Genomic DNA, 24,429 nt, shown 5'->3' with positions numbered 1-24,429 from the left:
CACCCGCCGCATTCCTGTCAGCACTGCTGTCAGCACTGCGCTGCACGCGCCCGCGCTAAGCAGCACACCTATTTCACACGCCACCCGCACACTACCCACGCTTTCAAACCGCACCCTCAAGGAGAACCATGAGCGCCCCCATCTTCTACATCAGCACGGAAGAATACGACGCACTCACCCCCGGCGCCACCTGCGCGCTCGGCGGTTCCGAAGGCAAGCACGCCCTCGTCAAGCGCCTTGAGCTCGGCGAACGCATCGACCTGGGTGACGGCACCGGCCGCCGCGCACTCGGTACGGTCGCCTCCATCAACGCGGACGGCGTGAGCGTTCAGGTGCAGGAGCTGCGCGAGGAACGCAGCGTGCCCTCCATCTACCTGGTGCAGGCGCTCGCGAAGGACGGCCGCGACCTGCTCGCCATCGAAACCGCGACCGAGCTGGGCGTGTACGGTGTGCTTCCGTGGAGTGCGGACCGCTCCATCGTGCGTTGGAAGGGGGAGCGCGCCTCCAAGGCACACACCAAGTGGCAGAACACCGTCACCGCCGCGGCAAAGCAGTCGCGCCGCGCGCTCATTCCCGAAGTGTACGACCTGTACAGCACCGCCGACCTGGTGGAACTCATTGAAGAAGTTGCCGGCTCTGAGCAGTCCGCCGCCGTGTTCATCCTGCATGAGCAGGCGACCGAACGCCTCAGCGCCCTGGCACGCAAGCTTGTAGAGGCAGGGAACCTGCCCGAGGAAATCTACCTGCTCGTCGGCCCCGAAGGCGGCATCAGCGACCGCGAAGTGCAGCTCTTCACCGACGCTGGCGCGCAGCTGGCACTACTCGGTGACGAGGTACTGCGTTCCTCCACCGCCGGTTCTGCCGCCATGTGCACCCTGAACGTGGTGCTGGGCCGCTGGTAGAGCGCCGCTGACAGGAATCCACCGGGGCGTGGTGCATCACGCGCATCTATACTTGTAAATACATCACTAGCCAAGGAGCCCATATGACTACCTCCCGACCTCTCTCGACCGCGCGCACCGTATCCTTCAAGAGCGCCGCAGAAATGATCGCCGTGCTCGGCCCGCAGGACGCGCACCTGGCGATTATCGAGGACTACTTCGAGCAGATTAGCCTGCGCCCCAAAGACCTGGACGTGCTCATCACCGGCCCCTCCGAGGCCGTCAACACCGCTGCAAAGCTGCTGAACGAACTGCGCGTGCTCTCCAGCCACGACACGCAGATTACCGTGCAGGTCATTCACCGCCTCATGGGCATGCTCGGCGACGAACTGAGCAACCCGGCGCACTCGCTGTCCACCAGCATCCTCTCCACCCGCGGCACCACGATTCGCCCCAAGACCATTAACCAGAAGAAGTACGTGGACGCTATCGACGCGAACACCGTCATCTTCGGTATCGGCCCGGCGGGTACCGGTAAGACCTACCTCGCCATGGCGAAGGCTGTGCAGGCGCTGCAGAGCCACGAAGTGAACCGCATTATCCTCACCCGCCCCGCCGTGGAGGCTGGCGAGCGTCTGGGCTTCCTGCCCGGCACCCTCAACGAGAAGATCGACCCGTACCTGCGCCCGCTCTACGACGCACTGCACGACATGCTTGAACCCGAAACCATCCCCAAGCTCATGGAGGCGGGCACCATCGAGGTCGCACCGCTGGCGTACATGCGTGGCCGTACCCTCAACGACGCATTCATCATCCTTGACGAGGCGCAGAACACCACCGCCGAGCAGATGAAGATGTTCCTGACCCGCCTGGGCTTCGGATCGAAGATGGTCATTACCGGTGACATCACCCAGATTGACCTGCCCGGTGGCGCCGCCTCCGGCCTGAAGCAGGTTCGCAACATTCTGCAGGGTGTGGAGGATATTCACTTCAGCATCCTGGAATCCTCCGACGTAGTGCGCCACACCCTGGTGTCGAACATTGTGTCCGCCTACGACCAGTGGGGCGAAGACCAGAAGGCGATGGAACGCAAGCGCAACCGCAAGGTCAAGCGCGCCACCATCGAGGCCGCAGCCGAGAAGCTGCTGGATCGCGCCGGTATCAACGGCGGCTCCGAAAAGAACGCCGAGCAGAACCCTGCGCAGAACCCCGACAACGCACAGACCACCCCGGAAGGACGCTAAACGGTGGCAGAGATCGAATTCGACTGTGAAGAACCCGCAACCGGTGCCGACCCGGCAACCGACGCCTTCATCCGCGAATCTTTCGAAGCGGTAGACACCGAGGTGCTCACCCGCCTCGTCGAGCACGCCTTCAAGCGCATGCACCTTGCCGATGACACCTACCTGTCCATCGCCATTGTGAACGAAGACGAAATGGAACGCGTGCACATCGAGTGGATGGACCTGCCCGGTGCAACCGACGTGATGAGCTTCCCCATGGACGAGCTGGAACCGGGAACCCCCGAAAACCCCTCCAGCGGCATGCTCGGCGACATCATCCTCTGCCCACCCGTCGCCGCACGTCAGGGCGCAGACGCGGGCCACAGCACCCTCGATGAGCTGTGCCTGCTCACCACCCACGGCATTCTGCACTGCCTCGGCTACGACCACGGCACCGCCGAAGAGGAAGCTGAAATGTTCGGCATTCAGCGCTCCATCCTCGAAGAGTTCCTGGGCCGCCCGGCACCGGTCGAAACCCGACACTAGGGGAGCGGCGTGGACATTCTACTCACAGCCCTCCTCGCCGTTCTCGCGCTCTGCCTGACCGTGGTCGCGGCAATCGCCGAAACCGCATTCACCTACCTGCCGCACAACGAGGCCGAGGAGGCAGTGGAGGCACACCCGGACACCCTCGGCGCCCGCGTCCTGCAACGCACCCTCGACGGTGACTCCGAGGCGTACACGCACCCGCTGCGCCTGACCCGCCTCATTGCGGCAGCCGCCGCAGTGCTCGCCACCATGACCTGCCTGCTGAACCTGGTCGAGGTGCACGCGCTCGCCGCCGTGCTGACCCTCGTGATTGTTGCGCTGGTGGGCTACCCGATTCTGCATGTGCTGGCGCGTGCTCTGGGTCGTAACCGCCCGGTCGCGTCGATTCGTGTGCTGGCTCGCCCGGTGCACTACCTGTCGGTTCTGCTGAGCCCGGTGACCGGTCTGCTCGATAAGTTCAGCGTGCGCCTGGCGCCGGAACGTTCGGCTGAGGCCCCGGTGGGCGTGTTCGATGAGGAGGAGCTGCGCGAGTTCCTGGACCGCGCCTCCGACGCTGAGACCATTGAGGACGACGAGGCGCAGATGGTGCAGTCCGTCTTTGAGATGGACGATACCCGCATCCGTTCGCTCATGGTTCCGCGTACCGACATGCTCACCGCCAGCCGTGACACCACTTTGCGTGAGGCGCTGAGCCTGTTCCTGCGTTCGGGCTACTCCCGCATGCCGGTGATTGGTGATTCGAGCGATGAGATTCTGGGCGTGCTCTACCTGAAGGATGCGATGCGCGCCTTTATCCTGCACGGTGAGGCCCCCGCGGGTACCGCCCTGCCGACCGTGGTTGAGCTGATGCGTCCGGCTCGTTTTGAGCCTGAGTCGAAGCGCGCCATGGACTTGCTGCGTGAGATGCAGCGCGAGTCCACGCACGTGGCGATCGTGGTTGATGAGTACGGCGGAACCGCCGGTCTGATTACCCTTGAGGACCTGATCGAGGAGCTGGTTGGCGACATTTCTGACGAGTACGACCACGAGCGCCCCGAGTACACGCTGAATGACGACGGCACGTTCCGTCTGTCGGCTCGTCTGGGCATTGATGAGCTGGGTGAGATTTTCGGTCGTGAGCTCGACGATGAAGATGTTGATACGGTGGGCGGTCTGCTCGCTAAGCATCTGGGCATGGTGCCGATTGTTGGTTCTGAGATTGAGATTGACGGCATTCATATTCGTGCGATTGGTTCGTCGGGCCGCCGCCACCAGGTGGATATGTTGCAGGCGTGGTACGAGCCGCCTCGTGATGAGCAGGAGAACGCTGAGGGTTCCTCGGAGGCTCATTCTGCGGAGGTTGCCGACATTCTCACCGTGGATACGGAGCCGCCGGCGGTGGCGGACCCGCACCCGCATCCGGGTCTTCCGGGAGATACCGCAGAGGCTGAACCTGCCACCGATAAGCACGGCAACCGCTAGACATCGAACATAGACGCCGCATCATCCCATACACACTTTGAGCCAGCCGCCCCGCCCCGAAGGCGCACGGTAGATGAGCCTGGCACCCCACACACCCCGCAGGGGTTTGACAAGGAGAAACACAATGGACCAGGAGTACACCCCGCTCGATTTGAGCACTCTGGACTTGAGCACCCCGCTGCCGACCTACCCGAAGGATTTCCGTTCGGGTTTCGCGTCGCTGGTGGGCCGCCCGAATGCGGGTAAGTCCACTCTGACGAACGCTATGGTTGGCCAGAAGGTGGCTATCACCTCGAACCGTCCGCAGACGACCCGCCACACGATCCGCGGTATTGTGCACAAGGACGAGTACCAGCTGATTCTGGTGGACACCCCGGGTATTCACCGCCCCCGCACTCTGCTGGGTGAGCGTCTAAACGACCTGGTGGCAAGCACCCTCTCGCAGGTGGATGTGCTGGGCTTCTGCATTCCGGCGAATGAGAAGATCGGTCCGGGTGACCGTTACATTGCGTCGCAGCTGGTGGCGTCGAGCAATAAGCCGGTCGTCGCGATTGTGACGAAGGCTGACACCGTGAGCTCTGAGGAGCTGCGTGAGCAGCTGCTGGCTGTTGAGGCGCTCGGCGAGGAGGTCATGAGCGCTGAGCGTGCGGCTCGTGCTAAGCGTGCCGCGCATCGTGCGAAGCAGAAGGGCAAGGGCCCCAAAGGTAAGGGCGGCAAGAATGATGCCGTGCCTTTCGCGAAGGGTTCGGGTCCTGCGGCTAAGCGCCGTGCCGGTGAGGTTTCTGAGCCGATGCCGGTTGACGGTAAGGGCGGCTGGGCTGCGATTATCCCGGTGTCTGCTGTGAAGCATTTCCAGGTGGATGCGGTTGCTGACCTGCTGGCGCAGTACACTCCGCTGTCGCCGCCGCTGTACCCGGAGGGTGAGCTGACCGATGAGCCGGAGGCAACCCTCATCGCGGAGCTGGTGCGTGAGGCTGCTCTGGAAGGCGCCCGCGAGGAGCTGCCCCACTCGATTGCTGTGACGGTTGAGGAGATGCAGTTCCGTGAGGGCCGCCCTGCGGATAACCCGCTGCTGGATGTGCACGTGAACCTGTTTGTGGAGCGTGAGTCGCAGAAGTACATCATTATCGGTAAGGGCGGCTCGAATCTGCGCAAGATTGGTACGAAGGCTCGTGAGCAGATTGAGGCGATGCTCGGTACCCGCATTTACCTGAATATTCATGTGAAGGTTGCGAAGGAATGGCAGTCTGACGCGCGTGCGTTGAACCGTCTGGGATTCTAGTAGCTTTCCTGAGCGCATTGCCCTGAGGGGTTTGTCCTTGGGGGCGGTCGCGCATCCTTAGTTTTCACCCGGTGGCTTGCAGAAATATGTGCATGCCTCCGGGTGAAACTTTTCACTCTCATTCGGCGCTCATAGGGAAGAGTGTTACTCTGAGAAAGCACTTGCTCACCGGCAGAAAGAGAAAAGGTATGCCCCAGGCACCTCGTTTACGAAGCACCGGTCGTCATATGCGCACGACGGTGCTGACCTCAAACCGCAATAAGTGGATTGCTCTGCTTACTGCTTGCATGCTCGTCATTGTTGTTGGCTTTGGTGGCGTGTTGGCTCTGCGTATGCGCAATAATCTGCATACTCAGGAGCTGAACATCAGCAATTACAAGGACGGCCTGGAGAACGGCGCCTTGGACATTCTCGTGATTGGCTCCGATACCCGTAAGGGCAATAACGGTGCGTACGGTAATGAGGATGACCGTAATTCTGAGGCTCGCGCGGACGTGATGATGCTGCTGCAGATCAGCAAGGACCGTAAGAACGTGAGCGTGCTGTCGTTCCCGCGTGACTTGATGGTTGACGTGCCGCAGTGTACTGACCCTGAGAGCGGCACCGTGTACCCGGCTGAGGAGAACGTTCAGATTAACGAGTCTCTGTCTCGCGGTGGTGCCGGTTGTACTGTGGCGACCATTAGCAAGCTGACCGGTGTAAACATTGACCACTTTATGTTGGTGGACTTTAACGCTGTGAAGGAGCTGTCGAAGGTTGTTGGCGGCGTTCAGGTCTGTGTGGATGCTCCGATTGATGACGAGTACAGCGGTCTGAAGCTTCCTGCGGGTACTTCCACTGTTGAGGGTGAGCAGGCTCTTGCGTTCTTGCGTAGCCGCCACGGCTTCTCGGATGGTTCCGATATTGGTCGTATTCAGGCTCAGCAGGGCTTCTTGTCTTCGCTGCTGCGTAAGGTGAAGAACGAGGGTACTCTGTCGAATCCGGGCCGTCTGATTAACATTGCTGAGGCGATTACTCAGAACGTGACGGTGGATAAGAACCTGGGTAATATCAGCACTCTGGTGGGTGTTGGTGCGACTCTCGGTGGCGTGGACCTGTCGAACGTTGTGTTTGCGACGGTGCCGACTGAGCCGTGGAGCCAGGATGAGAACCGCCTGCAGGTTTCTGCGGATGCTGCGAATGTGTTCCAGCGTCTGCGTGACGATAAGTCGCTGAAGGAGGAGAAGGCTCCGGCAGCTGAGGCTACTTCTGCCGCTCCGGTTCAGCTGGATCGTACGGTTCCGGTGAACGTGTACAACGCGACCGGTCTGGATGGTCGCTCGGCTACGATCGCTTCGGTGATTGAGGGCCTGGGCTACACGAATGTTACCCCGGGTACTTCGGCTAACCCGACGAACTTCACCACGGTCTTCTACTCGTCCGGTTACGAAGCGGAGGCGAAGGAGATCGCCGCGAAGCTGAACGTGACCCGCGTGGTGGCGACTGAAGAGGTTCTGGGCGTGGCGGTGACGATCGGTACTGACTTCCCGTCCGGTGAGGCGATGGAGAAGCAGGAGGCTGCGATTGCGGGTAACGCGACCGGTCAGACTGCTGATCAGCACAAGTGCCAGACTGCTTTCGCCTACTAGGCCCGAACTGCTGGGTGGCTGGTAGCGCAGTTGCGTGAATAACGAATAGAAGGGGCGTAGCGCCAGTAATGGTGGCTACGTCCCTTCGTCGTTAATGCTCGCCGTTAATTCTTTCCAGATGATGGACGGCGCCCCGTGCGCTGTGCCACCGCCTCCGGGCGCTGTGATAGCGTTGAGGTATGACTATTCACGGTGAGAGCATGCGCGGGGTTACCCGCCCGGCAGTGAACCTGCTGCTTATTCGCCGGAACGGGGCACGCTAGAATCTGCCGCAACCGTTCCGGCTTTTTGACGCGGCATCTCACCTTCGCATCCTTTACGATGCACCGCCTTGAACACGGCAGCCGGGGGACCGATATCCCGGCAGGTACGAGCCCCGGAACTGGGGTAGAGCGAGACGGACCAACCCACAGGAATTCATCATGAAAAACCACCAGAAGCCCAGCCCCATGCCGGTACACAAGTACCGCCCTTTCCACGAACAGATTGTTGTTGACCTGCCGGACCGCACCTGGCCGGATAAGGTCATTGAGAAGGCTCCGCGCTGGTGCGCAGTGGATCTGCGTGACGGCAACCAGGCGCTGATTGACCCCATGGACACCGACCGTAAGCTTGCGATGTTCAAGCTGCTGGTGAAGATGGGTTACAAGGAAATTGAGGTGGGTTTCCCTTCGGCGTCGCAGACTGACTTTGATTTTGTGCGCACCCTGATTGAGGACGGCCACATTCCTTCGGATGTGACCATTCAGGTTCTGGTGCAGGCGCGTGAGCACCTGATTGCCCGTACTTTTGAGGCGATTGAGGGCGCACCGCAGGCGATTGTGCACTTCTACAACTCGACTTCCGTGCTGCAGCGCCGCGTGGTGTTCCAGCAGGACCAGGAGGGCGTGCTGGACATCGCCCTGCAGGGTGCGCGCCTGTGCCGCAAGTACGAAGAGCAGATGATCTCTGATACTAAGGTCATCTATGAGTACTCGCCCGAGTCCTTCACCGGCACCGAGCTTGAGTACGCGGCTCGCGTGGTGAACGCTGTGGCTGAGGAGCTGGAGGTTGGCCAGAACGGCCGCGAGTTGATTGTGAACCTGCCCGCTACCGTTGAGATGGCTACCCCGAACGTGTACGCCGATTCGGTCGAGTGGATGGACCGCCATCTGAACCACCGCGAGCACATTGTGCTGTCGCTGCACCCGCACAATGACCGTGGTACCGGCGTGGCTGCTGCTGAGCTGGGTTACCTGGCGGGCGCTGACCGTATTGAGGGCTGCCTCTTCGGTAATGGCGAGCGCACCGGTAACGTTGACCTGGTGACCTTGGGTCTGAACATGTACACCCAGGGTATTGATCCGCAGATTGATTTCTCTGATATTGACGGTATCCGTAAGACTGTTGAGTACTGCAACCAGTTGAAGGTGCACGAGCGTTCGCCGTACGGTGGCGACCTGGTGTTCACCGCGTTCTCTGGTTCTCACCAGGACGCTATTAAGAAGGGCTTTGAGGCTCTGGAGCGTACTGCTGCTGAGGCGGGTAAGACCGTGGATGAGGTCTACTGGGAGGTTCCGTACCTGCCGATTGATCCGCGCGACCTGGGTCGTACCTACGAGGCGATTATTCGTGTGAACTCGCAGTCCGGTAAGGGCGGCATGGCGTACCTGCTGAAGCAGGATCACGGCCTGGATCTGCCGCGTCGTGCTCAGGTTGAGTTCTCGAAGATTGTTCAGGCTCGTACTGACGCTGAGGGCGGCGAGATGACCAGCGAGAAGCTGTGGAACATCTTCGCGGATGAGTACCTGCCGGCTCCGGATCCGCAGAACCGTTGGGGTAAGTACCGCATTGAGTCGATTAACATTGATTCGGCTGATACTGGTGCGACTACTCTGCGTGTTGGTTTGAACATTGATGGTCACACATACACTCGTTCTGCTTCGGGTACCGGTCCGGTGGATGCTCTGCAGAACATCCTTTCGGGTGAGGGCGTGGATATTCGCGTGATGGATTACTCGGAGCACACCATGTCGTCTTCGTCGACTGCTAATGCTGCGTGCTATGTTGAGGCTGCTGTTGGTTCTCGCGTGCTGTGGGGTATTGGTGTGGACAGCTCGACGACTCGTGCGGCTTTGAAGGCGATGATTTCGGCTGTGAACCGTGCGCTGCGTGATGAGCGTCAGGCGTAGGCGATAGCCGTACATGCTTTGTGCAAGGTTTGCGGGTGACCGCTGGCTGATGACCGTTGACCGTGCATGATGTGGGGGCGGGATGCATACTGGGAGTATGTATCCCGCCCTTAGTCGTTTAATGTGCGCAGGTGTTGTGTGCATTGGTGGGCTGTGGGGCGAATAGTCTGCAGAGAGGAACTCTCATGAAAAGCTACGCGATGGTGTTTAGCCCCGTTGATGCGGCGGGCACCGATTCTTCTGTTCGTGCCTGGAATTATGAGCTGCGCGGTGGTGATGATACTGCTCTGCCTGCCGGTTCCGCCGAGGTATGGGAGGCTGGCTGGGTGGGTTCGACCGGTCCCGGTATTGAGCAGGATCAGTGGCCGCGCAGTACGTTTACTGGTTTGCCGATGCAGCATATTTTTACGGTGAGGTTGCCGGGGGAGTACCTGCCGGATGCGCAGAAGTATCCGGGCGTTGTGGCTTTCTCTTTCTTCGCCGGTGATGGCCAGTTCGCTGAGGATGAGGCGACTGAGGGTGTTGCTAATGCTGCTAGTGATGACCCGTTTGAGGTGCAGTATGCGCAGGCGCGGGTGCATCCGTACCAGTTGTTGTTGCGCGATATTTTGGATGCTGAGTTTGCGGTGCTGTACCTGAGTGAGGAGGAGTTCTCGTCCCGTACGGAGCCGCCGCAGGATGTGCGCCGGCCCGGTGAGCATCGCGGTGAGGAGGAGAGCTTCAGCGCCTGGGCTTTGGCGGATCGTCAACAGCCGCTGGACCGTAAGCCTGCTCTTGTGGGGTGGGTTCCGACGGATGATCCGAATGCCGGTAAGGTCCCCAGTGATGTGTTTGAGAATGTGGACTCGCAGACTGGTTATTTGAGTCCTTTCGATTGGGACGCTGAGGATTCGGCGTGGTTTGAGTGGGCTAAGCCGCTGATTGCGGTGGGTACTCACCTGGGTGGCACTCATTTTTATGCGCAGGCTCTGCCGGAGGGTCTGACGGCTCGTTATATTGAGTTCGATGAGTTTGATGTGCTGAATTTTGGGTGCGGTAGCGCTGTTTTTGATTTTGAGACTGGTGTTTTCGACTGGTCGTGCGGCTAGTACGCTTGCGCCGTTGACGCATCTTTGGTGCGCCTTCGCCGCTCCGGAGAGCACGTATTTGAGGTGTTTGCGCGGCTTCCTCGAGCCATGGATGAGCCGTAGATAAGCCCCGGTTGCACCGCGGTGTACCGCTTGAACCGGCACACTGAGCGTTTCACAGTGTGGACGGGGCGGTTTGCGGAGGTTCCACATCACCTTCGGCGAACCGCCCCGGGCGGGTGCGCCTCCTGTATCCTTGAATGCGTGGAATGGATTCAAGCAATTATTTTGGGCTTTGTTCAGGGCCTGACCGAATTTCTGCCGATTTCGTCATCGGCGCATCTGAACATTGTTGGCCAGATCCTGCCGGAGAAGGCTGACCCGGGCGCCGCGTTTACCGCAATCACCCAGCTGGGTACTGAGACCGCGGTTCTGATCTTCTTCTGGCGCGATATTGTGCGCATCCTGAAGGCGTGGTTTGGCGCTCTTACCGGTCGCGTACCGCGCAACGACCCAGATGCCCGCATGGGTTGGCTGATTATTATTGGCTCTCTGCCTATCGGTGTTCTGGGTCTGCTGTTGGAAGACTACATTGACACCCAGTTCCGTAGCCTGTGGATTGTGGCGACCATGCTGATCGTGTTCGCCGTGTTCCTGGGCTTGGCGGACCGTTTCGGCCGCGAGCAGCGTGAGCTGAAGGACCTGACGTTCCGTCACGGCCTGCTGTACGGTTGCGCACAGGCGCTGGCACTGATCCCGGGTGTTTCCCGTTCGGGCGGTACGATTACTGCGGGTCTGTTCATGGGGTACACCCGTGAGGCTGCGGCACGTTACTCGTTCCTTCTGGCGATGCCCGCCGTGTTCATGTCTGGTCTGTACAAGACCTTCAAGGTGGTCACCGGCGAGGAGGCTACTGGCTACTACGGTATTCCCTCGACCATCGTGGCTACTCTGGTTGCGTTTGTGGTGGGTTACCTGATGATTGGCTGGTTCCTGAAGTACGTGTCTTCGAAGTCCTACGGCATTTTCATCTGGTACCGCATTGCGCTCGGTATCCTGATTTTCGTTGGCCTGGGCACTGGCGTTCTGAACGCTACTTCTTCGGCGTTCTAAGGCTTTAGCCCTTAGCGTGATATGACATACCCGTCCGTGAGTTTCTCACGGGCGGGTATTCTTATTGAAGTAGATTTTTTGGCACCCGCATGCTCTTGGGTTGGGCGGCGGGTGTGGCGCGTCCACCGGTTGTGGGCGTTTTTACGGAAAGGAAACCCATGCGAGCTTGGGATGCCCCCGCCTCTGTGACTCTGCCCGGTCAGGCTGCGCTGCCGCGCATTTTTGATACTTCTGCCGGTGAGATTGTTCAGGTTCAGGAGGATAAGGCGGCGAGCCTGTACGTTTGCGGTATCACCCCGTACGACGCGACGCATATGGGTCACGCCTCCACCTATGTTGCTTTTGACTTGTTGCACCGCGCCTGGCTGGATGCGGGCGTGCCGGTGACGTACGTGCAGAACGTGACCGATGTGGACGACCCGCTGCTTGAGCGTGCGACCGCGACGAACGTTGATTGGCGTGAGCTGGCTGAGGATCAGACGGAGCTGTTCCGCACCGACATGAAGGCGCTGAACGTGATTCCGCCGGCGCACTATGTGGGTGTGGTGGAGTCCATTGAGTGGCTGTTCCCGCTGATTGAGGATTTGCTGCGCCGCGGCCTGGCGTACCGCGTGCCCGGTTTCACGGATGAGCAGGGTGTGGTGCATCCTGACGGTGACGTGTACCTGGATCTGAAGGCTGTGCGTGAGCTGCCCGCGAACGCTGAGGGCTACTCGTGGGCACCGGGCGAGGTCTGCCACTTGAGCCGTGATGAGATGCTGGAGATTTTCGCTGAGCGCGGCGGCGACCCGAACCGTGCCGGTAAGCGTGACGCACTGGATCCGCTGCTGTGGCGTGTTGAGCGTGAGGGCGAGCCGAGCTGGGATGCCGGCGAGCTGGGCGCGGGCCGCCCCGGCTGGCATATTGAATGCACGATGATTGCCCGCCGTTTCGTGGATGGTTCGCTGACCGTTCAGGCGGGCGGTAACGATTTGACGTTCCCGCACCATGATTTGGGTGCGGGCCATTCGTGGGCTGTGTCTGCACGCCCGCACGCGAAGCATTACGCGCACACCGGCATGGTCGGTTTGGACGGCCACAAGATGAGCAAGTCCCGCGGCAACCTGGTGCTGGTTTCGCGTCTGCGTGCGGCTGGTGAGGATGCGAACGCGGTGCGTCTGGCGATTATGGGTCAGCATTACCGTTCGGATTGGTTCTGGACTGATGAGCTGCTGGAGCACGCGAAGGCTCGCCTGGATACGTACCGTCATGCGGTGTCGGTGGCTGAGGGCCGTGAGGGTTCCGAAGGTGTCACCGATGAGGCGGCTGTTGAGCTGCTGGCCGCTGTGCGTGAGGCGCTCGGTGAGGACCTGAACGCTCCGGCGGCGTTGGCGGCTGTGGATGCGTGGGCTGTGAAGGCTCTGGCGGACACTACCGTCGGCGGTGGCGCGCTGGTGCGTGACATCCTGGCGGCACGCCTGGGCGTGGTCCTCTAAGGGGCTCAAAAATGTTGAAGCGCAGGAGCGGCGCTACGGTGTGAAAGCCGTGGCTGCCGCCCTGCGCTTTTCTGCGCCTCCAATAGATGCGCCAGCTCTCTACCGCGGTGTAATAAAACCGGGCGGGGGAGCCGCCGCATTATCACGACTGCGGGGTAACACGCCACAGCCGATTTGCAGACTCCGCTAAAATAGAAAAGGACTTTTTCCGTCCACAGTTCGCCGCGACGGCGAACAACACAGACTGACCCAAACCCGAGGAGAATCACCCCGTGAGCAGCGGCACCCCCACCCCCACCGGCGCAATCAACCGCCGCGGCCCCTTCCGCCCCGGCGAGCGCGTCCAAATCACTGACGAACGCGGCCGCATCACCACCATCACCCTCGCCGAAGGCGGCGAATACCACTCCCACAAGGGCTTCCTCAAGCACGACGACCTCATCGGCGCGCCCGAAGGCACCGTCATCCCCAACACTCACGGCATCCTCTACCAGGCGCTGCGCCCCCTCTACAAGGACTTCGTGCTCTCCATGCCGCGCGGCGCAGCCGTCGTCTACCCCAAGGACGCCGCCCAGATCATCGTCAAAGCAGACATCTTCCCCGGCGCACGCGTCGTCGAGGCCGGAGTCGGCTCCGGCGCACTGTCCATCGCGCTGCTGCGTGCAGTCGGCGACTACGGTTGCGTGCACTCCTTCGAACGTCGTGAAGAGTTCGCAGACGTCGCCCGCGGCAACATCGAGACCATGTTCGGTGGCCCCCACCCGGCGTGGAAGCTGAGCATCGGCGACCTGCAGGACACCCTGCCGCAGGTTGAAGAGCCCGGCAGCGTCGACCGCGTCGTACTCGACATGCTCGCACCCTGGGAATGCCTGGACGCTGTAGCGGAGGCGCTCGCACCCGGCGGCGTGCTCATCTGCTACGTTGCGACCGTGACCCAGATGTCCCGCCTGGTTGAGGGCATGCGCCTGGACGGCCGCTTCACCGAACCCGAATGTGACGAAACCATTGTGCGCGGCTGGCACGTGGAGGGCCTGGCGGTCCGCCCCGACCACCGCATGGTTGCGCACACCGCGTTCCTGGTGGTGGCTCGTCGCCTCGCTGACGGTGCGGTGCGCCTGGCGCCGAAGCGTCGCGCGTCCAAGACTGACTTCTCCGAAGAGGACATGAACGCGTGGATTCCCATGAACGTGGGTGAGCGTGAGGTGACCGATAAGAAGATTCGCCGCGCAGCCCGCGACGCGAAGAACCTTGCCGCTCACGCCGCACGTGCGAACGAGATTGCGCTGGAACAAAACGGTACCGTGCAGAACGACAGCGCAGCAGCTGAGGCGACTGAATCCGCCGAATAATTTGAACCACCTTTGACCTGCGGGGGCACGGGCGTTGCCTGGAGCCCCCGCAGTGCACTCACCAGGCTACTCACTGTGCCCAACCACCCGCACCGAGTAGCCGCCGATTAGGACGAACAGCTAAAGGAGCTACCGTGTCCACCCACGAATCTGCAGATCAGGCAGGAACCCCCCAGTACGGCACCGCCCACAGTGCAGCCAGCGCGGCACCGCACTACTCGGCTGCTTTCGGGTCGACCTCCCTGCCCGGCAGTCAGCCCGTCAGCGCGCAGGAGTATGATGCCGTGCTGCGTCGACTCTCCGCGGCGGAGGCAACCCGCGACAATATGAGCCGACAGATTCGTGGTGCGGGGGAGAAGAACCGCAAGCTCGTTGAGGCAATCACCAGCATGCGCTACCAGGTGGAGCGTCTGCGCGCGTCCCTGTCGCAGAACGTTATGCCGCCGCTGAATTCCGCGATTGTGCTGGCGGTGCATGAGGGTCAGACCATGACCTACGAGCAGGTCGCGGACGATAAGACTCCCGCCGAGATTGACACCTACCTGGATGTTCAGGTGAGCGGCCGTATGATGCGTATTCCCGTGTCCCCGCTCATTGACCTGTCCACACTGACCCCCGGCATGACCGTGCTGCTCAACGACAAGACGGAGGCGGTGCTCGCCCTAGACACCGAACCCTTCGGTGACGTGGTGACCGTGCGTGAGGTGCTGGATGAGCAGCGCGTGCTGGTTGATACGTCCTCGGGTGCTCAGCAGGTGGCGCGTGTGGCTGGTTCCCTCGACATTGAGCAGCTACGCACCGGCGACGCGGTCACCCTCGACACCCGCACCCGCATGCTGACCTCGCAGGTTCCCGCCTCCCGCTCGCAGGAGCTGGTTCTGGAAGAGATCCCGGACGTCACCTACGAGCAGATTGGTGGCCTGGGCGCGCAGATTGAGCAGATCCGCGACGCGGTGGAGCTGCCGTACCTGCACCCCGAGATTTTTGAGCGCTACCACCTGGCGCCGCCCAAGGGCATTCTGCTGTACGGTCCTCCCGGTAACGGTAAGACCATGATTGCTAAGGCTGTGGCGAATTCCCTGGCGGCTCGTGCGGCTGCGCTGAACCCGGGTTCGGCTACTCGCGGCTACTTCTTGAACATTAAGGGCCCCGAGCTACTCGATAAGTTCGTTGGTGAGACGGAGCGTCAGATCCGCGATATTTTTGTTGCCGCCCGTGAGAAGGCGGAGGCGGGCCACCCGGTCGTCGTGTTCTTTGACGAGATGGAGTCCCTGTTCCGTATGCGCGGTTCGGGTCGTTCCTCCGATATTGAGACGACCATCGTGCCGCAGCTGCTTGCCGAAATTGACGGTGTGGAGTCGCTGCAGAACGTTATCGTTATTGGTGCGACCAACCGTGAAGACCTGATTGATGCCGCGGTGATGCGCCCGGGTCGACTCGACCTGAAGATCCGCATTAACCGCCCTGATGCCGCCGGTGCCGCCGAAATTTTCGGCCTGTACCTGACCGAGGACCTGCCGCTGGACGCTGCGGAGGTGGCAGCCGCCGGATCCGTCCGCGCCGCCCTGACCTCGATGATTGCGGCGGCGGCAGGTCAGCTGTACGCGCGCACCCCCTCCACCGCGTACGCTGTGGCGACCGTGGATTCTTCCATGGTCGTTGGTTCTGGTGCGAGCGCGAACCTGTCCACGCACACGCTGTACCGCGGCGACTTCGCCTCGGGTGCGGTGATTCGCAATATTGTGGACCGCGCGAAGAAGGCGGCGATTAAGGAGCAGCTGCAGGCGCTGACCGCCGGTGCGGACGCAACGGGTGTGGGTATTGGTACCCGCCACCTGCTGGAGGCGGTACGCGCCGAGTTTGAGGATCAGGTGGATTTGCCGCCGCTGCCCGATATTGAGGATGCACTCACCGTTGCCGGTGTGCGTGGCCGCCTGGTGTCGGTGGAGCCGCCGCGCTAAACCGTGCGCCCGCACGAGCCGGGCGGCGCGCGCCCACTAAGCTGTGCGCTCAGCCCACACCGCGCGTTTACCCCGCTATACAACCAGCATTACCGCAGGTCCAAAGCCTTTAGATGGTATAGATTTTTTCAGGAGAACCCATGAACTCCACCCCCAGCTACGGCGTGCACCGCATTATGGGTGCCGAAACCGAGTACGGCGTCATCGCGCCCTCCGCGCCGGGCACCAACCCGACCGTGCTGTCGGCACTGGTGGTCAACACCTACGCCAAGCTCGCCTTCCGCCGCGGCGCCGCTTTCCGCGAGGAGCTGCAGCGCCGCGCCCTGGCGGATGAACTGACCGCCGAGCAGGCACGCCAGGCAGAGAACTACTCGAACACCACCCCCGAGGGTCAGTGGCTGGGCGAGTCCGAATCGCCGCTGCGTGATGCGTTCGGTCAAGTTCAGGACGCATCCACCGCCCACTCGAGCCAGATGACGCACACCCGCACCGAGCTGACCAGCGAAGATATCGCCCTGGAGATCATGCGTGAGGCGGGCGTTCAGGCACCGGGTGAGCCCGCCGAGCCGCGGAGCGCCCTGGATGCGCTCGCCGGCGTGCACGGCCGCGGCGGTTTCCCGGAGCGTCTGGACTGGGACCGCGTGACCATGAACGCGATCCTGCCTAATGGTGCGCGCCTGTATGTGGATCACGCGCATCCGGAGTATTCCTCGCCGGAGGTTCTGACCCCCGCCGACACGGTGCTCTATGACGCTGCCGGTGACGCGCTGGCGTATGAGTCGCTGGTGGAGCTGGGCAACCACGCGCAGGATTTGCCGCAGGTGAAGCTGTACAAGAACAACACCGACTCGAAGGGCCAGTCGTACGGCGCCCACGAAAACTACCTGATTAGCCGTGATGTTCCGTTTGAGCAGGTTGCGGATGCGCTCCTGCCGTTCTTTGCGACCCGCGCGATTTTTACGGGTGCGGGCCGTGTGGGTATTGGTACGCACGGTGAGGTTCCGGGTTTTCAGATTAGTTCGCGTGCTGATTTCTTTGAGCGCACGATTGGCCTGGAGACCACGATTCGCCGCCCGATTGTGAATACGCGCGATGAGCCGCATGCGGATGAGTCGAAGTACCGCCGCCTGCACGTGATTCCGGCGGATGCGAACATGTCGCACTATTCGAATCTGTTGAAGTTTGGTACGGCGGCGCTGGTGATGAACCTGATTGAGTCGCACAGCGAGCAGGCTCCGGTATTGCCGGGTGTGCGCCTGTCCGATCCGGTGGCGGCGATGCACGCGGTCAGCCACGATTTGTCGCTGTCGGTTCAGCTGCCGCTGGCGCCGTCTTCGGCGACTCTGCCGAACCCGGTGTCCACGAGTGGTTCGGCGAGTGCCCTGCAGATTCAGCGCGCCTACTATGAGGCCTCCCGTGCGCATGAGGAGTCAAACCCGGCGGGCGTGGACGCTGCGACCGCGCAGATCCTTGATCTGTGGGGCGAGGTTCTGGACGCCTTGGAAACCAACCCGCTCTCGCTGGCGGATCGTCTGGATTGGGTGGCGAAGTATGCGCTGGTGCGCGGGTATGTCGCTCAGGGCGTAGATTATGCGAATCCGAAGTTGAAGGCTTTGGATTTGCAGTACGCTGATATTGACCCGTCGAAGAGCCTGTATCACCGTCTGGTGTCGCGTGGCCGCATGCGCACGCTGTTCTCTGCGGAGCAGATTGAGCGTGCGACGACTGAGCCGCCGCGTGAGACGCGCGCGTTTTTGCGTGGCACGTTGATGGCGCGTTGGCCGGAGGAGATTCTGGGTATCAACTGGGATACGGTGTCCTGCCGTGGCAGGTATTCGAAGGATCTGACTCGTTTTACGATGATGGAGCCGACCCGGTACGGTGCCGCCCAGGTGGAGCCGCTGCTGGATGAGGTGAACCATTCGGATGAGCTGCTGAACCGCCTGCGCTAGTAGCACCCCCCTAAACCCACATAAACTCATATTCTTCCCCGGGGTGAATACCCCCATTCGGAAGAGTAAAAACCACATAACCCACAGTTAGGGTGCAGGAGAATCCGGGTACCAAAACCCTTACACCCCGCACCCGACCCCACTAAAAACTTATTTGTCCACAACCGAAAACCCCTTGAGGAGAGAACCATGAGCCGCGAACGCATCAGCGCACAGCAGACCGAAACCACCGCAGCCGAGCAGGAGCAGGAACTGACCCTCGCCGCCTCCCACGTTGTCTCTGACGTGAGCGAGGTCGACGACCTGCTCGACGAAATTGACGGCCTGCTCGCTGAGAACGCTGAAGACTTCGTCACCGGCTTCGTCCAGAAGGGCGGCGAGTAACCGGCGCACCTGCGCGCCGGGTCAGCATCATGGAACACCGTATTTTCGGCATTGAAAGCGAATTCGGGCTCAGCTACGTCCCGCACGGGCTCGGTCGGCTGAGCATCGAAGAGTCCGCCGCCACCCTTTTCAAGCCCGTCCTGGATCAGTGGCGTTCAACGAACGTCTTCCTGCCCAACGGCGGTAGGCTCTACCTTGACGTGGGTTCGCACCCCGAGTACGCCTCCGCCGAATGCGGCAACATTGACGAACTACTCGCGCAGGAACGCGCCGGTGAGCTGCTTTTCGCTGATCTGGCGCGTACCGCCCGCAAGCGCCTGCTCGCAGGCGCGGAGGGCCGCCCCCTCGACGGTGAACTGTACCTGTTCAAGAACAACGTGGATTCGGCGGGCAACTCCTACGGCAGCCACGAGAACTACCTGATCAGCCGCAAATTGCAGTTCAACGACCTGATTAAGCAGCTCGTGCCGTTCCTGGTGACCCGCCAGATTCTGGTTGGTGCCGGTAAGACCCACCCGAACGGTGGCCCGGTGCCCGGTTCGACCGACCCGGCGTCCTGCACGGGTGTGCCCTCGTATTCGTTCTCGCAGCGTGCCGACCATATTTGGGAGGCGGCATCCACCTCAACCTCGCGCGCTCGCCCGCTCATTAACACCCGCGACGAGCCGCACGCGGACGCTTCGAAGTTCCGCCGCATGCACGTCATTAATGGTGATTCGAACATGGCGGAGCCGACCGTGCTGCTGAAGATTGCCAGCACCGACCTGGTGCTGCGCATGCTGGAGGACCGCTTCCCGGTCACGAGCCTGGATATTGTGTCCGTCCCGGCGGCTCTGCGCGCTATCAGCCACGACCTGACCGGCACCGCGACCTTCGAAACCACGGACGGTAAGCACTACACGGCGTTGAGCGTTCAGCGTCACTACCTGGATGCGGCACGCCAGTACGTGCAGCAGTACGGCGCGCACCACCACCACGTGGAATACGCCCTGGACCTGTGGCAACGCACCTTGGACGCTATCGAGTCCGGCGACTACAGTGGCATTGACACGGAGATTGACTGGGCGATTAAGAAGAAGCTTCTGGATGCGTATATTGCCCGCGCCCGCGCGGCTGGTCAGCCTGCCGATTATGCGAGCGCCCGCATCCGTCAGCTGGATTTGGCGTACCACGACATCGACCCGGAGCGTAGCGTCTTCCATGCGCTGGTTCGTCGCGGTGCGGTCAAGCGCATCCTGCCTGAGGGTGCTGCGGAGGCGGCGAAGACTCAGCCGCCGAACACTCGCGCTCTGCAGCGTTCGCGTTTCATTAATGCGGCGGTTGCGGCGGGGGAGCAGTTCACCGTGGATTGGGGGCATTTGAAGCTCAACGCATACCCGCAGCACACGCTGGTGTGTAAGGACCCGTTTGCTACCGGCAGCGAGGAGCTGGAGGACGTGCTGAGCCTGCTGGCGTCTAAGGCGCGTCAGCATCAGGAGGCGGCATTCCCGCCGCCCTGCTAAACGACCCTGCTAAAACATCAGATCACCACCGTTACGGCACAGCGTGTTCCCGCCCAAAGTTCGCACCCCAAAGTTTCTCGGCGCACCCCGCGCCGCGACACAGCCTGAACACAGCTACGTGCCGTAGCATAAAACAGCTAAACCTATACCTGTAAACTGTTCTGTGGCACACGGGCACTCACACGCCCCACTCTCACAGAAAACCCCAGAGGATAACACTATGACCAAACGCTCTAAGCTCACTATTTTCGGTGCCAGCGCGGCAGCTCTCGCGCTCGCACTGTCCGCATGTGGCGCGCAGTCCAGCAATGGCGATTTGTCCAAGGTGCAGTACACCTTGAAGAACGCGACCGCTGCGCCTGAGGCGTCCTTCGCGACTCCCTTCGCCGCTTCTAGCCCCTCCGCATACGTGATTGAGGAAGGTAACGGCGACTCCATCAACGATGGTGACTACGTGCTCGTTGAGGCTGCCGTGTTCAACGGCACCGACGGCAAGCTTAACGGTTCCACTTACTCCAGCGAGCCGATTCTGCTGCCGATTAACGATCAGCTGAAGCAGGCTGCACCGCAGGTGTACGAAACCCTGAAGAAGATTAAGGTTGGCGGTTCTTTCTCGTACACCACCAACGTTCTGCAGCAGCGTAGCACCGCGGGCGTGACCACTACGACCGCTTCGCCCGGTGCCGCAACTAACGTTGAGGTGTACACCGTGAAGACGAAGCTGCCCAAGTACGCAACCGGTAAGGCTGTTGAGGCTGACCCGTCGCTGCCGTCCTTCACTCTGGATGAGTCCACCGGCAAGGCTGATATTAAGCTGCCCGACACCAAGCAGGAATACACTGAGCTCGTCTCGAAGAACCTCATTGAGGGCGAGGGCGCCGAGGTCAAGGAAACCGATACCGTGTACGTGCGTTACATTGGCGTGCAGTACTCCGACGGTAAGGTCTTCGACGGCAACTATGACGCTTCCACCCCGATGGGCCTCTCCCTGCAGGGCGTTATCAAGGGCTGGACTCAGGGTCTGAAGGGCAAGAAGGTCGGCTCCCGCGTTGAGCTAGTCATCCCGGCGGATTTGGCGTACGGTAACGACACCGGCGGTTCCAAGCCTTCGGGCACTCTGGTGTTCGTTGTTGATATTCTGGGCGCGGAGGAGAACCCGCAGACCCTGCAGCGTGCTCAGGCGGCTTCTAGCGCGGCCGCTGCGGAGGCGAGCGCCTCGGCAACCGCTTCTGCGACCGCAACCCCGGCGGCTACCGCTTCGGCTACCGCGCAGTAGCCCACATTTTTATTTCGCGCTCGCCGCTTATATGACGTAGGCGGCGGGCGCACCCACTATTTCGATTCATTTCGAACCAATCAAAGGAGACACCCATGTCTTTCGGTCAGCGTAACCTCGACCGCGAAAAGCCCGAAATCGATTTCCCCGAGGGCGACGCCCCCACCGAGCTGGTCATCACCGACCTGATCGAGGGTGCAGGCGCTGAAGTTGTTCCCGGCTCCCGCGTGCTCACCCACTACGTTGGTGTGGCATTCTCCACCGGTGAAGAGTTTGACGCGTCCTGGAACCGTGGCGAGCCGCTGCCGTTCCAGGTGGGCGTTGGCCAGGTTATCCGCGGTTGGGATGAGGGTCTGCTCGGCATGAAGGTCGGCGGCCGTCGTCGCCTGGAGATTCCCGCCGACATGGCGTACGGTGACCGCGGCGCTGGTTCGGTCATTAAGCCCGGCGAGTCCCTGATTTTCGTGGTGGACCTGCTGGACGTCCGCTAAGGATTAGCAAGGTTCTCGCGTTTTTCGCGCTTCTCACGTAAGACGCGCAGAGACGCGCAGCCCGGTGCTTTCTCCCGATTGTGGGAGGGGCGCCGGGCTTTTGCGTATCAAGTTTTTGTACTGGGCTTTTTTGTACTGGGCTATCGGCGCGTCCGCGAAATTTTATACCCGCGCATTCTTCCCGCAGCCACCCCATACGCAAAGTAAGTGCCGCGGAACACACACGGTATGATGGAATCATGTCCACCGCAGCTCAGCTTTACATGACTCTTCACCGCCTCGCCACCGCCGCCGAGGCACCCGACGCCGCAACCCGAACCCAGGGCATCAGCCGCAACGAGCTACTGACCCTGCTCGGTATTAGCACTCGCGCTAACGGCTCCCTCAGCGAGGCCCAGGAACGCGCCTTTGAACGAGCCAAGCAGACCCTGCGTGATGCCGGCGCGCGCATCACCCACGTGACCACGGACCTGGGGGAGCGCTACCGCCTCGAAACCAGCAACGCCGCGCAGCTGCCCGCCTGGAACCCCACCGCCGAGGAGTTCCGCCTCATCAACACCATCCTGCGCGGCTGGGAAGGCACCGAACTGCAGGATGACGCCTACCGCATCCTGCGTAAGATTGCGCTGACCAGCGAGAACCTCACCGATGAGGCGCTCGCCGCCGCGAAGATCCTGGAGCCGAAGACCGGCAAGCGTCAGCGCGCGAAGAACCTGTACACCTACCGCGAGCCCCTTCAGCGCATTTACTTTAGCGATAACCCGCACCTGAATGAGCTGTTTACCGCCTATGCGGAGCGTAAGACGGTCACGTTCACCTATCAGACGGCTGCCGGTGCGACCCGCACGCAGGAGAAGGTCAGTGTTGCCGGTATTGGGTACCGTTACGGCACCTGGTATTTTGTCGGCTACTACACTGAGAGCTCGGAGCGTAAGGAGTACACGTTCCGTGCCAGCCGTATTCAGAAGCTCACGATGCTCTCACGTATCGATTCGACCCCCATCAATGCGACGTTCAACGCCAAGAACTGGCTTGAAGACATTCAGGGCTACGAAGAGAGCCTGATTGTTGCCGAGGTCAACGCCGATTCGACGTTGTCGGAGCCCTTCACCGTGCCTTCGTACGGCACGATTGATAGCGCTGTGGCGGCGACCAGCTACAGCTGCGTGATCGAGCCGCCCGAGGAATCGGAGGATGCCTCTACCCGCCAGCGTGACAGTTACGCCGCCCAGCAGCAGCTGTTGCGCACCCTCACCGACCTGCACAGTGGCACGGTCGAAGATCCCGGCACCTGGGCAGATATCAACCAGCGCAACCGCAACAACTCCCTCGACGACCTTGTGGACCTACTCCTGGGTCTGCACCGTGCCGACCGCTGGGCGAGCGCCCACGATGAGGCGCCCATGCCGTTGAACCAGCTCAACGCCCTCTACAGCGTGGATACCAAGAAAAACCGCGACCTCGGCAAGACCATCATCCCCGAGATTTTCGCGCGGGTAGACACCGTTCCCTTCGAGTCTGACCCCAAGGACCCGGACGCACTCAAGCCCACCTACATTAACCTGCTGCCGGACTTTGGCGGCGCCACCCCGCACACGCTGCTGAACTACGCGCGCCTCACGGACACTGAGCTCGCCATTCTCGTCTTTACCCTTTCTGCCGCAGATATTCTGCACCCGGCGGATGCGCGTCTGGGCAGTATCCGAGCGGCGCTCGCCGCCACGTACCCGAACGCGCCCGTCTATGCGCAGCACCTGTGCTTCGCCCCGGAGGAGCCTCTGCTGCAGGAGGCGACTGCCGCCCTGAGCAGCGGCAACGCCGTGACCATTGGGTACGGTACCTCTGAGCGTGCCGCCGATCGCTTGGTGGACCCGTATGCGTTGGTGTTGCACCGCGACCACATGTACCTGCATGCGTGGTGCCGTACCGCTGAGAAACGCTACTATGCCGCGCGCGGTGAGGAAGTCCCCGAGTATGTACCTGAAGCTTTTGCGCACGCGGCCACCGGCGAGACTGCCGACAGCCAGGCGGGAAACAGCGCGGCGGCGGATAATGAAGCGGGGGAGAAGGAACCCAACTTCTGGCGTAACTTCCGCCTCACCCGCATCAACCACATTCACGAGGCGGGCGCGGGTCGCGCCCACCCGGTCACCGGTGACACCGTCCCGCATTGGCACGCGCAGCAGCACAGCACTCAGACCAACCCGTTCGCTGAGTTGCGGATTCACCCGACCGAGCACATTCCCAGCGGTGAGCCGCTCGATACTCTCACTGCAACGTACATGCGTCGAAGCACCCACCACGTGAAGAAGGCTTCACGCACCCAGTACGTGCGCATCCACTACTACAACAACGCCCACGGTGCCGGCGATAAGAACATCCTCGATACCGTCATTGCGCACCGAGGCGCCCTGGAACTCGTCGGCCCGGCGCACCTGCGTGCGGCGCTGCTTGAGCAGCTGCGCATCCTCAACGCGAGTAGCCGCAGGGGTGCGCCCGCAGAAAAATAGCACTTCACCCACAAGCAAAAACGCCCTAAAAACCCGTCCAAGGGGCCAAAACATTAACCTAAAACTTGTATAATGGTGCTCATGTCTTGGTGGTTCTGGATTTTGCTATGGGGCGCGCTCATCATCTGCTCGCTCCTCTATTTGGCATGGTTCA

At 61.4% G+C, this 24,429-nt stretch carries 18 protein-coding genes; all 18 read left to right on the top strand.

All coding sequences use genetic code 11. The annotated features are described in order from the left end of the window. Positions 1-128: 128 nt before the first annotated feature. A complete protein-coding gene (locus HMPREF2605_RS07550) occupies positions 129-902 on the top strand; it encodes a 16S rRNA (uracil(1498)-N(3))-methyltransferase (protein WP_070847699.1) in 774 nt (257 codons plus the stop codon). Positions 903-985: 83 nt separating this feature from the next. Then, positions 986-2,125, top strand: a complete 1,140-nt coding sequence (locus tag HMPREF2605_RS07545) for a PhoH family protein (protein WP_049354660.1) — start codon at positions 986-988, stop codon at positions 2,123-2,125. A gap of 3 nt (positions 2,126-2,128) precedes the next feature. Beyond that, positions 2,129-2,650 (top strand): rRNA maturation RNase YbeY, encoded by a 522-nt coding sequence (gene ybeY / locus HMPREF2605_RS07540; RefSeq protein ID WP_005505992.1) that lies wholly within the window; start codon positions 2,129-2,131, stop codon positions 2,648-2,650. A 9-nt stretch (positions 2,651-2,659) separates the two neighbouring features. Further along, on the top strand, positions 2,660-4,114 hold the full coding sequence (locus tag HMPREF2605_RS07535; RefSeq protein ID WP_070847696.1) for a hemolysin family protein: 1,455 nt from the start codon (positions 2,660-2,662) through the stop codon (positions 4,112-4,114). A gap of 124 nt (positions 4,115-4,238) precedes the next feature. Next, entirely contained in the window at positions 4,239-5,396 is a 1,158-nt protein-coding gene (locus HMPREF2605_RS07530; protein WP_210401045.1) for a GTPase Era, read from the top strand. Positions 5,397-5,584: 188 nt separating this feature from the next. After that, positions 5,585-7,024, top strand: a complete 1,440-nt coding sequence (locus HMPREF2605_RS07525; protein ID WP_070634049.1) for an LCP family protein — start codon at positions 5,585-5,587, stop codon at positions 7,022-7,024. A gap of 422 nt (positions 7,025-7,446) precedes the next feature. Further along, a complete protein-coding gene (gene leuA / locus HMPREF2605_RS07520; protein WP_070847694.1) occupies positions 7,447-9,195 on the top strand; it encodes a 2-isopropylmalate synthase in 1,749 nt (582 codons plus the stop codon). 185 nt (positions 9,196-9,380) lie between these two features. Beyond that, entirely contained in the window at positions 9,381-10,283 is a 903-nt protein-coding gene (locus HMPREF2605_RS07515) for a hypothetical protein (RefSeq protein ID WP_005508678.1), read from the top strand. 243 nt (positions 10,284-10,526) lie between these two features. Next, positions 10,527-11,375: an undecaprenyl-diphosphate phosphatase gene (locus HMPREF2605_RS07510; protein ID WP_070847691.1), complete on the top strand. Its 849-nt coding sequence runs from the start codon at positions 10,527-10,529 to the stop codon at positions 11,373-11,375. Positions 11,376-11,533: 158 nt separating this feature from the next. Next, a complete protein-coding gene (gene mshC, locus HMPREF2605_RS07505; RefSeq protein WP_070629718.1) occupies positions 11,534-12,850 on the top strand; it encodes a cysteine--1-D-myo-inosityl 2-amino-2-deoxy-alpha-D-glucopyranoside ligase in 1,317 nt (438 codons plus the stop codon). Positions 12,851-13,122: 272 nt separating this feature from the next. Then, the gene (locus HMPREF2605_RS07500; RefSeq protein ID WP_070643342.1) at positions 13,123-14,199 is read left to right on the top strand and encodes a tRNA (adenine-N1)-methyltransferase; all 1,077 of its coding nucleotides are present in this window, start codon (positions 13,123-13,125) and stop codon (positions 14,197-14,199) included. Positions 14,200-14,333: 134 nt separating this feature from the next. Then, positions 14,334-16,160 carry a proteasome ATPase gene (gene arc / locus HMPREF2605_RS07495; protein ID WP_070847688.1) on the top strand — a complete coding sequence of 609 codons (1,827 nt, stop codon included), beginning with the start codon at positions 14,334-14,336 and terminating at the stop codon, positions 16,158-16,160. A gap of 140 nt (positions 16,161-16,300) precedes the next feature. Further along, a complete protein-coding gene (dop, locus tag HMPREF2605_RS07490) occupies positions 16,301-18,112 on the top strand; it encodes a depupylase/deamidase Dop (RefSeq protein WP_070847684.1) in 1,812 nt (603 codons plus the stop codon). A gap of 189 nt (positions 18,113-18,301) precedes the next feature. Continuing rightward, positions 18,302-18,496, top strand: coding sequence for a ubiquitin-like protein Pup (locus tag HMPREF2605_RS07485; protein WP_005506016.1), 195 nt, complete (start codon positions 18,302-18,304; stop codon positions 18,494-18,496). Between the two features lie 29 nt (positions 18,497-18,525). Beyond that, complete coding sequence (gene pafA, locus HMPREF2605_RS07480) at positions 18,526-19,998, top strand: Pup--protein ligase (RefSeq protein WP_070847680.1); 1,473 nt, start codon at positions 18,526-18,528, stop codon at positions 19,996-19,998. A gap of 220 nt (positions 19,999-20,218) precedes the next feature. Beyond that, on the top strand, positions 20,219-21,274 hold the full coding sequence (locus HMPREF2605_RS07475) for an FKBP-type peptidyl-prolyl cis-trans isomerase (RefSeq protein ID WP_070688229.1): 1,056 nt from the start codon (positions 20,219-20,221) through the stop codon (positions 21,272-21,274). 95 nt (positions 21,275-21,369) lie between these two features. Next, the gene (locus tag HMPREF2605_RS07470; protein WP_005508667.1) at positions 21,370-21,765 is read left to right on the top strand and encodes an FKBP-type peptidyl-prolyl cis-trans isomerase; all 396 of its coding nucleotides are present in this window, start codon (positions 21,370-21,372) and stop codon (positions 21,763-21,765) included. Positions 21,766-22,004: 239 nt separating this feature from the next. Beyond that, entirely contained in the window at positions 22,005-24,275 is a 2,271-nt protein-coding gene (locus HMPREF2605_RS07465) for a WYL domain-containing transcriptional regulator (RefSeq protein ID WP_070847677.1), read from the top strand. Positions 24,276-24,429: the final 154 nt, after the last annotated feature.

The sequence above is a fragment of the Rothia sp. HMSC065C03 genome (assembly GCF_001837295.1).
Classification (GTDB): Bacteria; Actinomycetota; Actinomycetes; order Actinomycetales; family Micrococcaceae; genus Rothia.
Note: the sequence above shows the minus strand (reverse complement) of the source record. Positions and strands in the feature narration are given on the sequence as shown.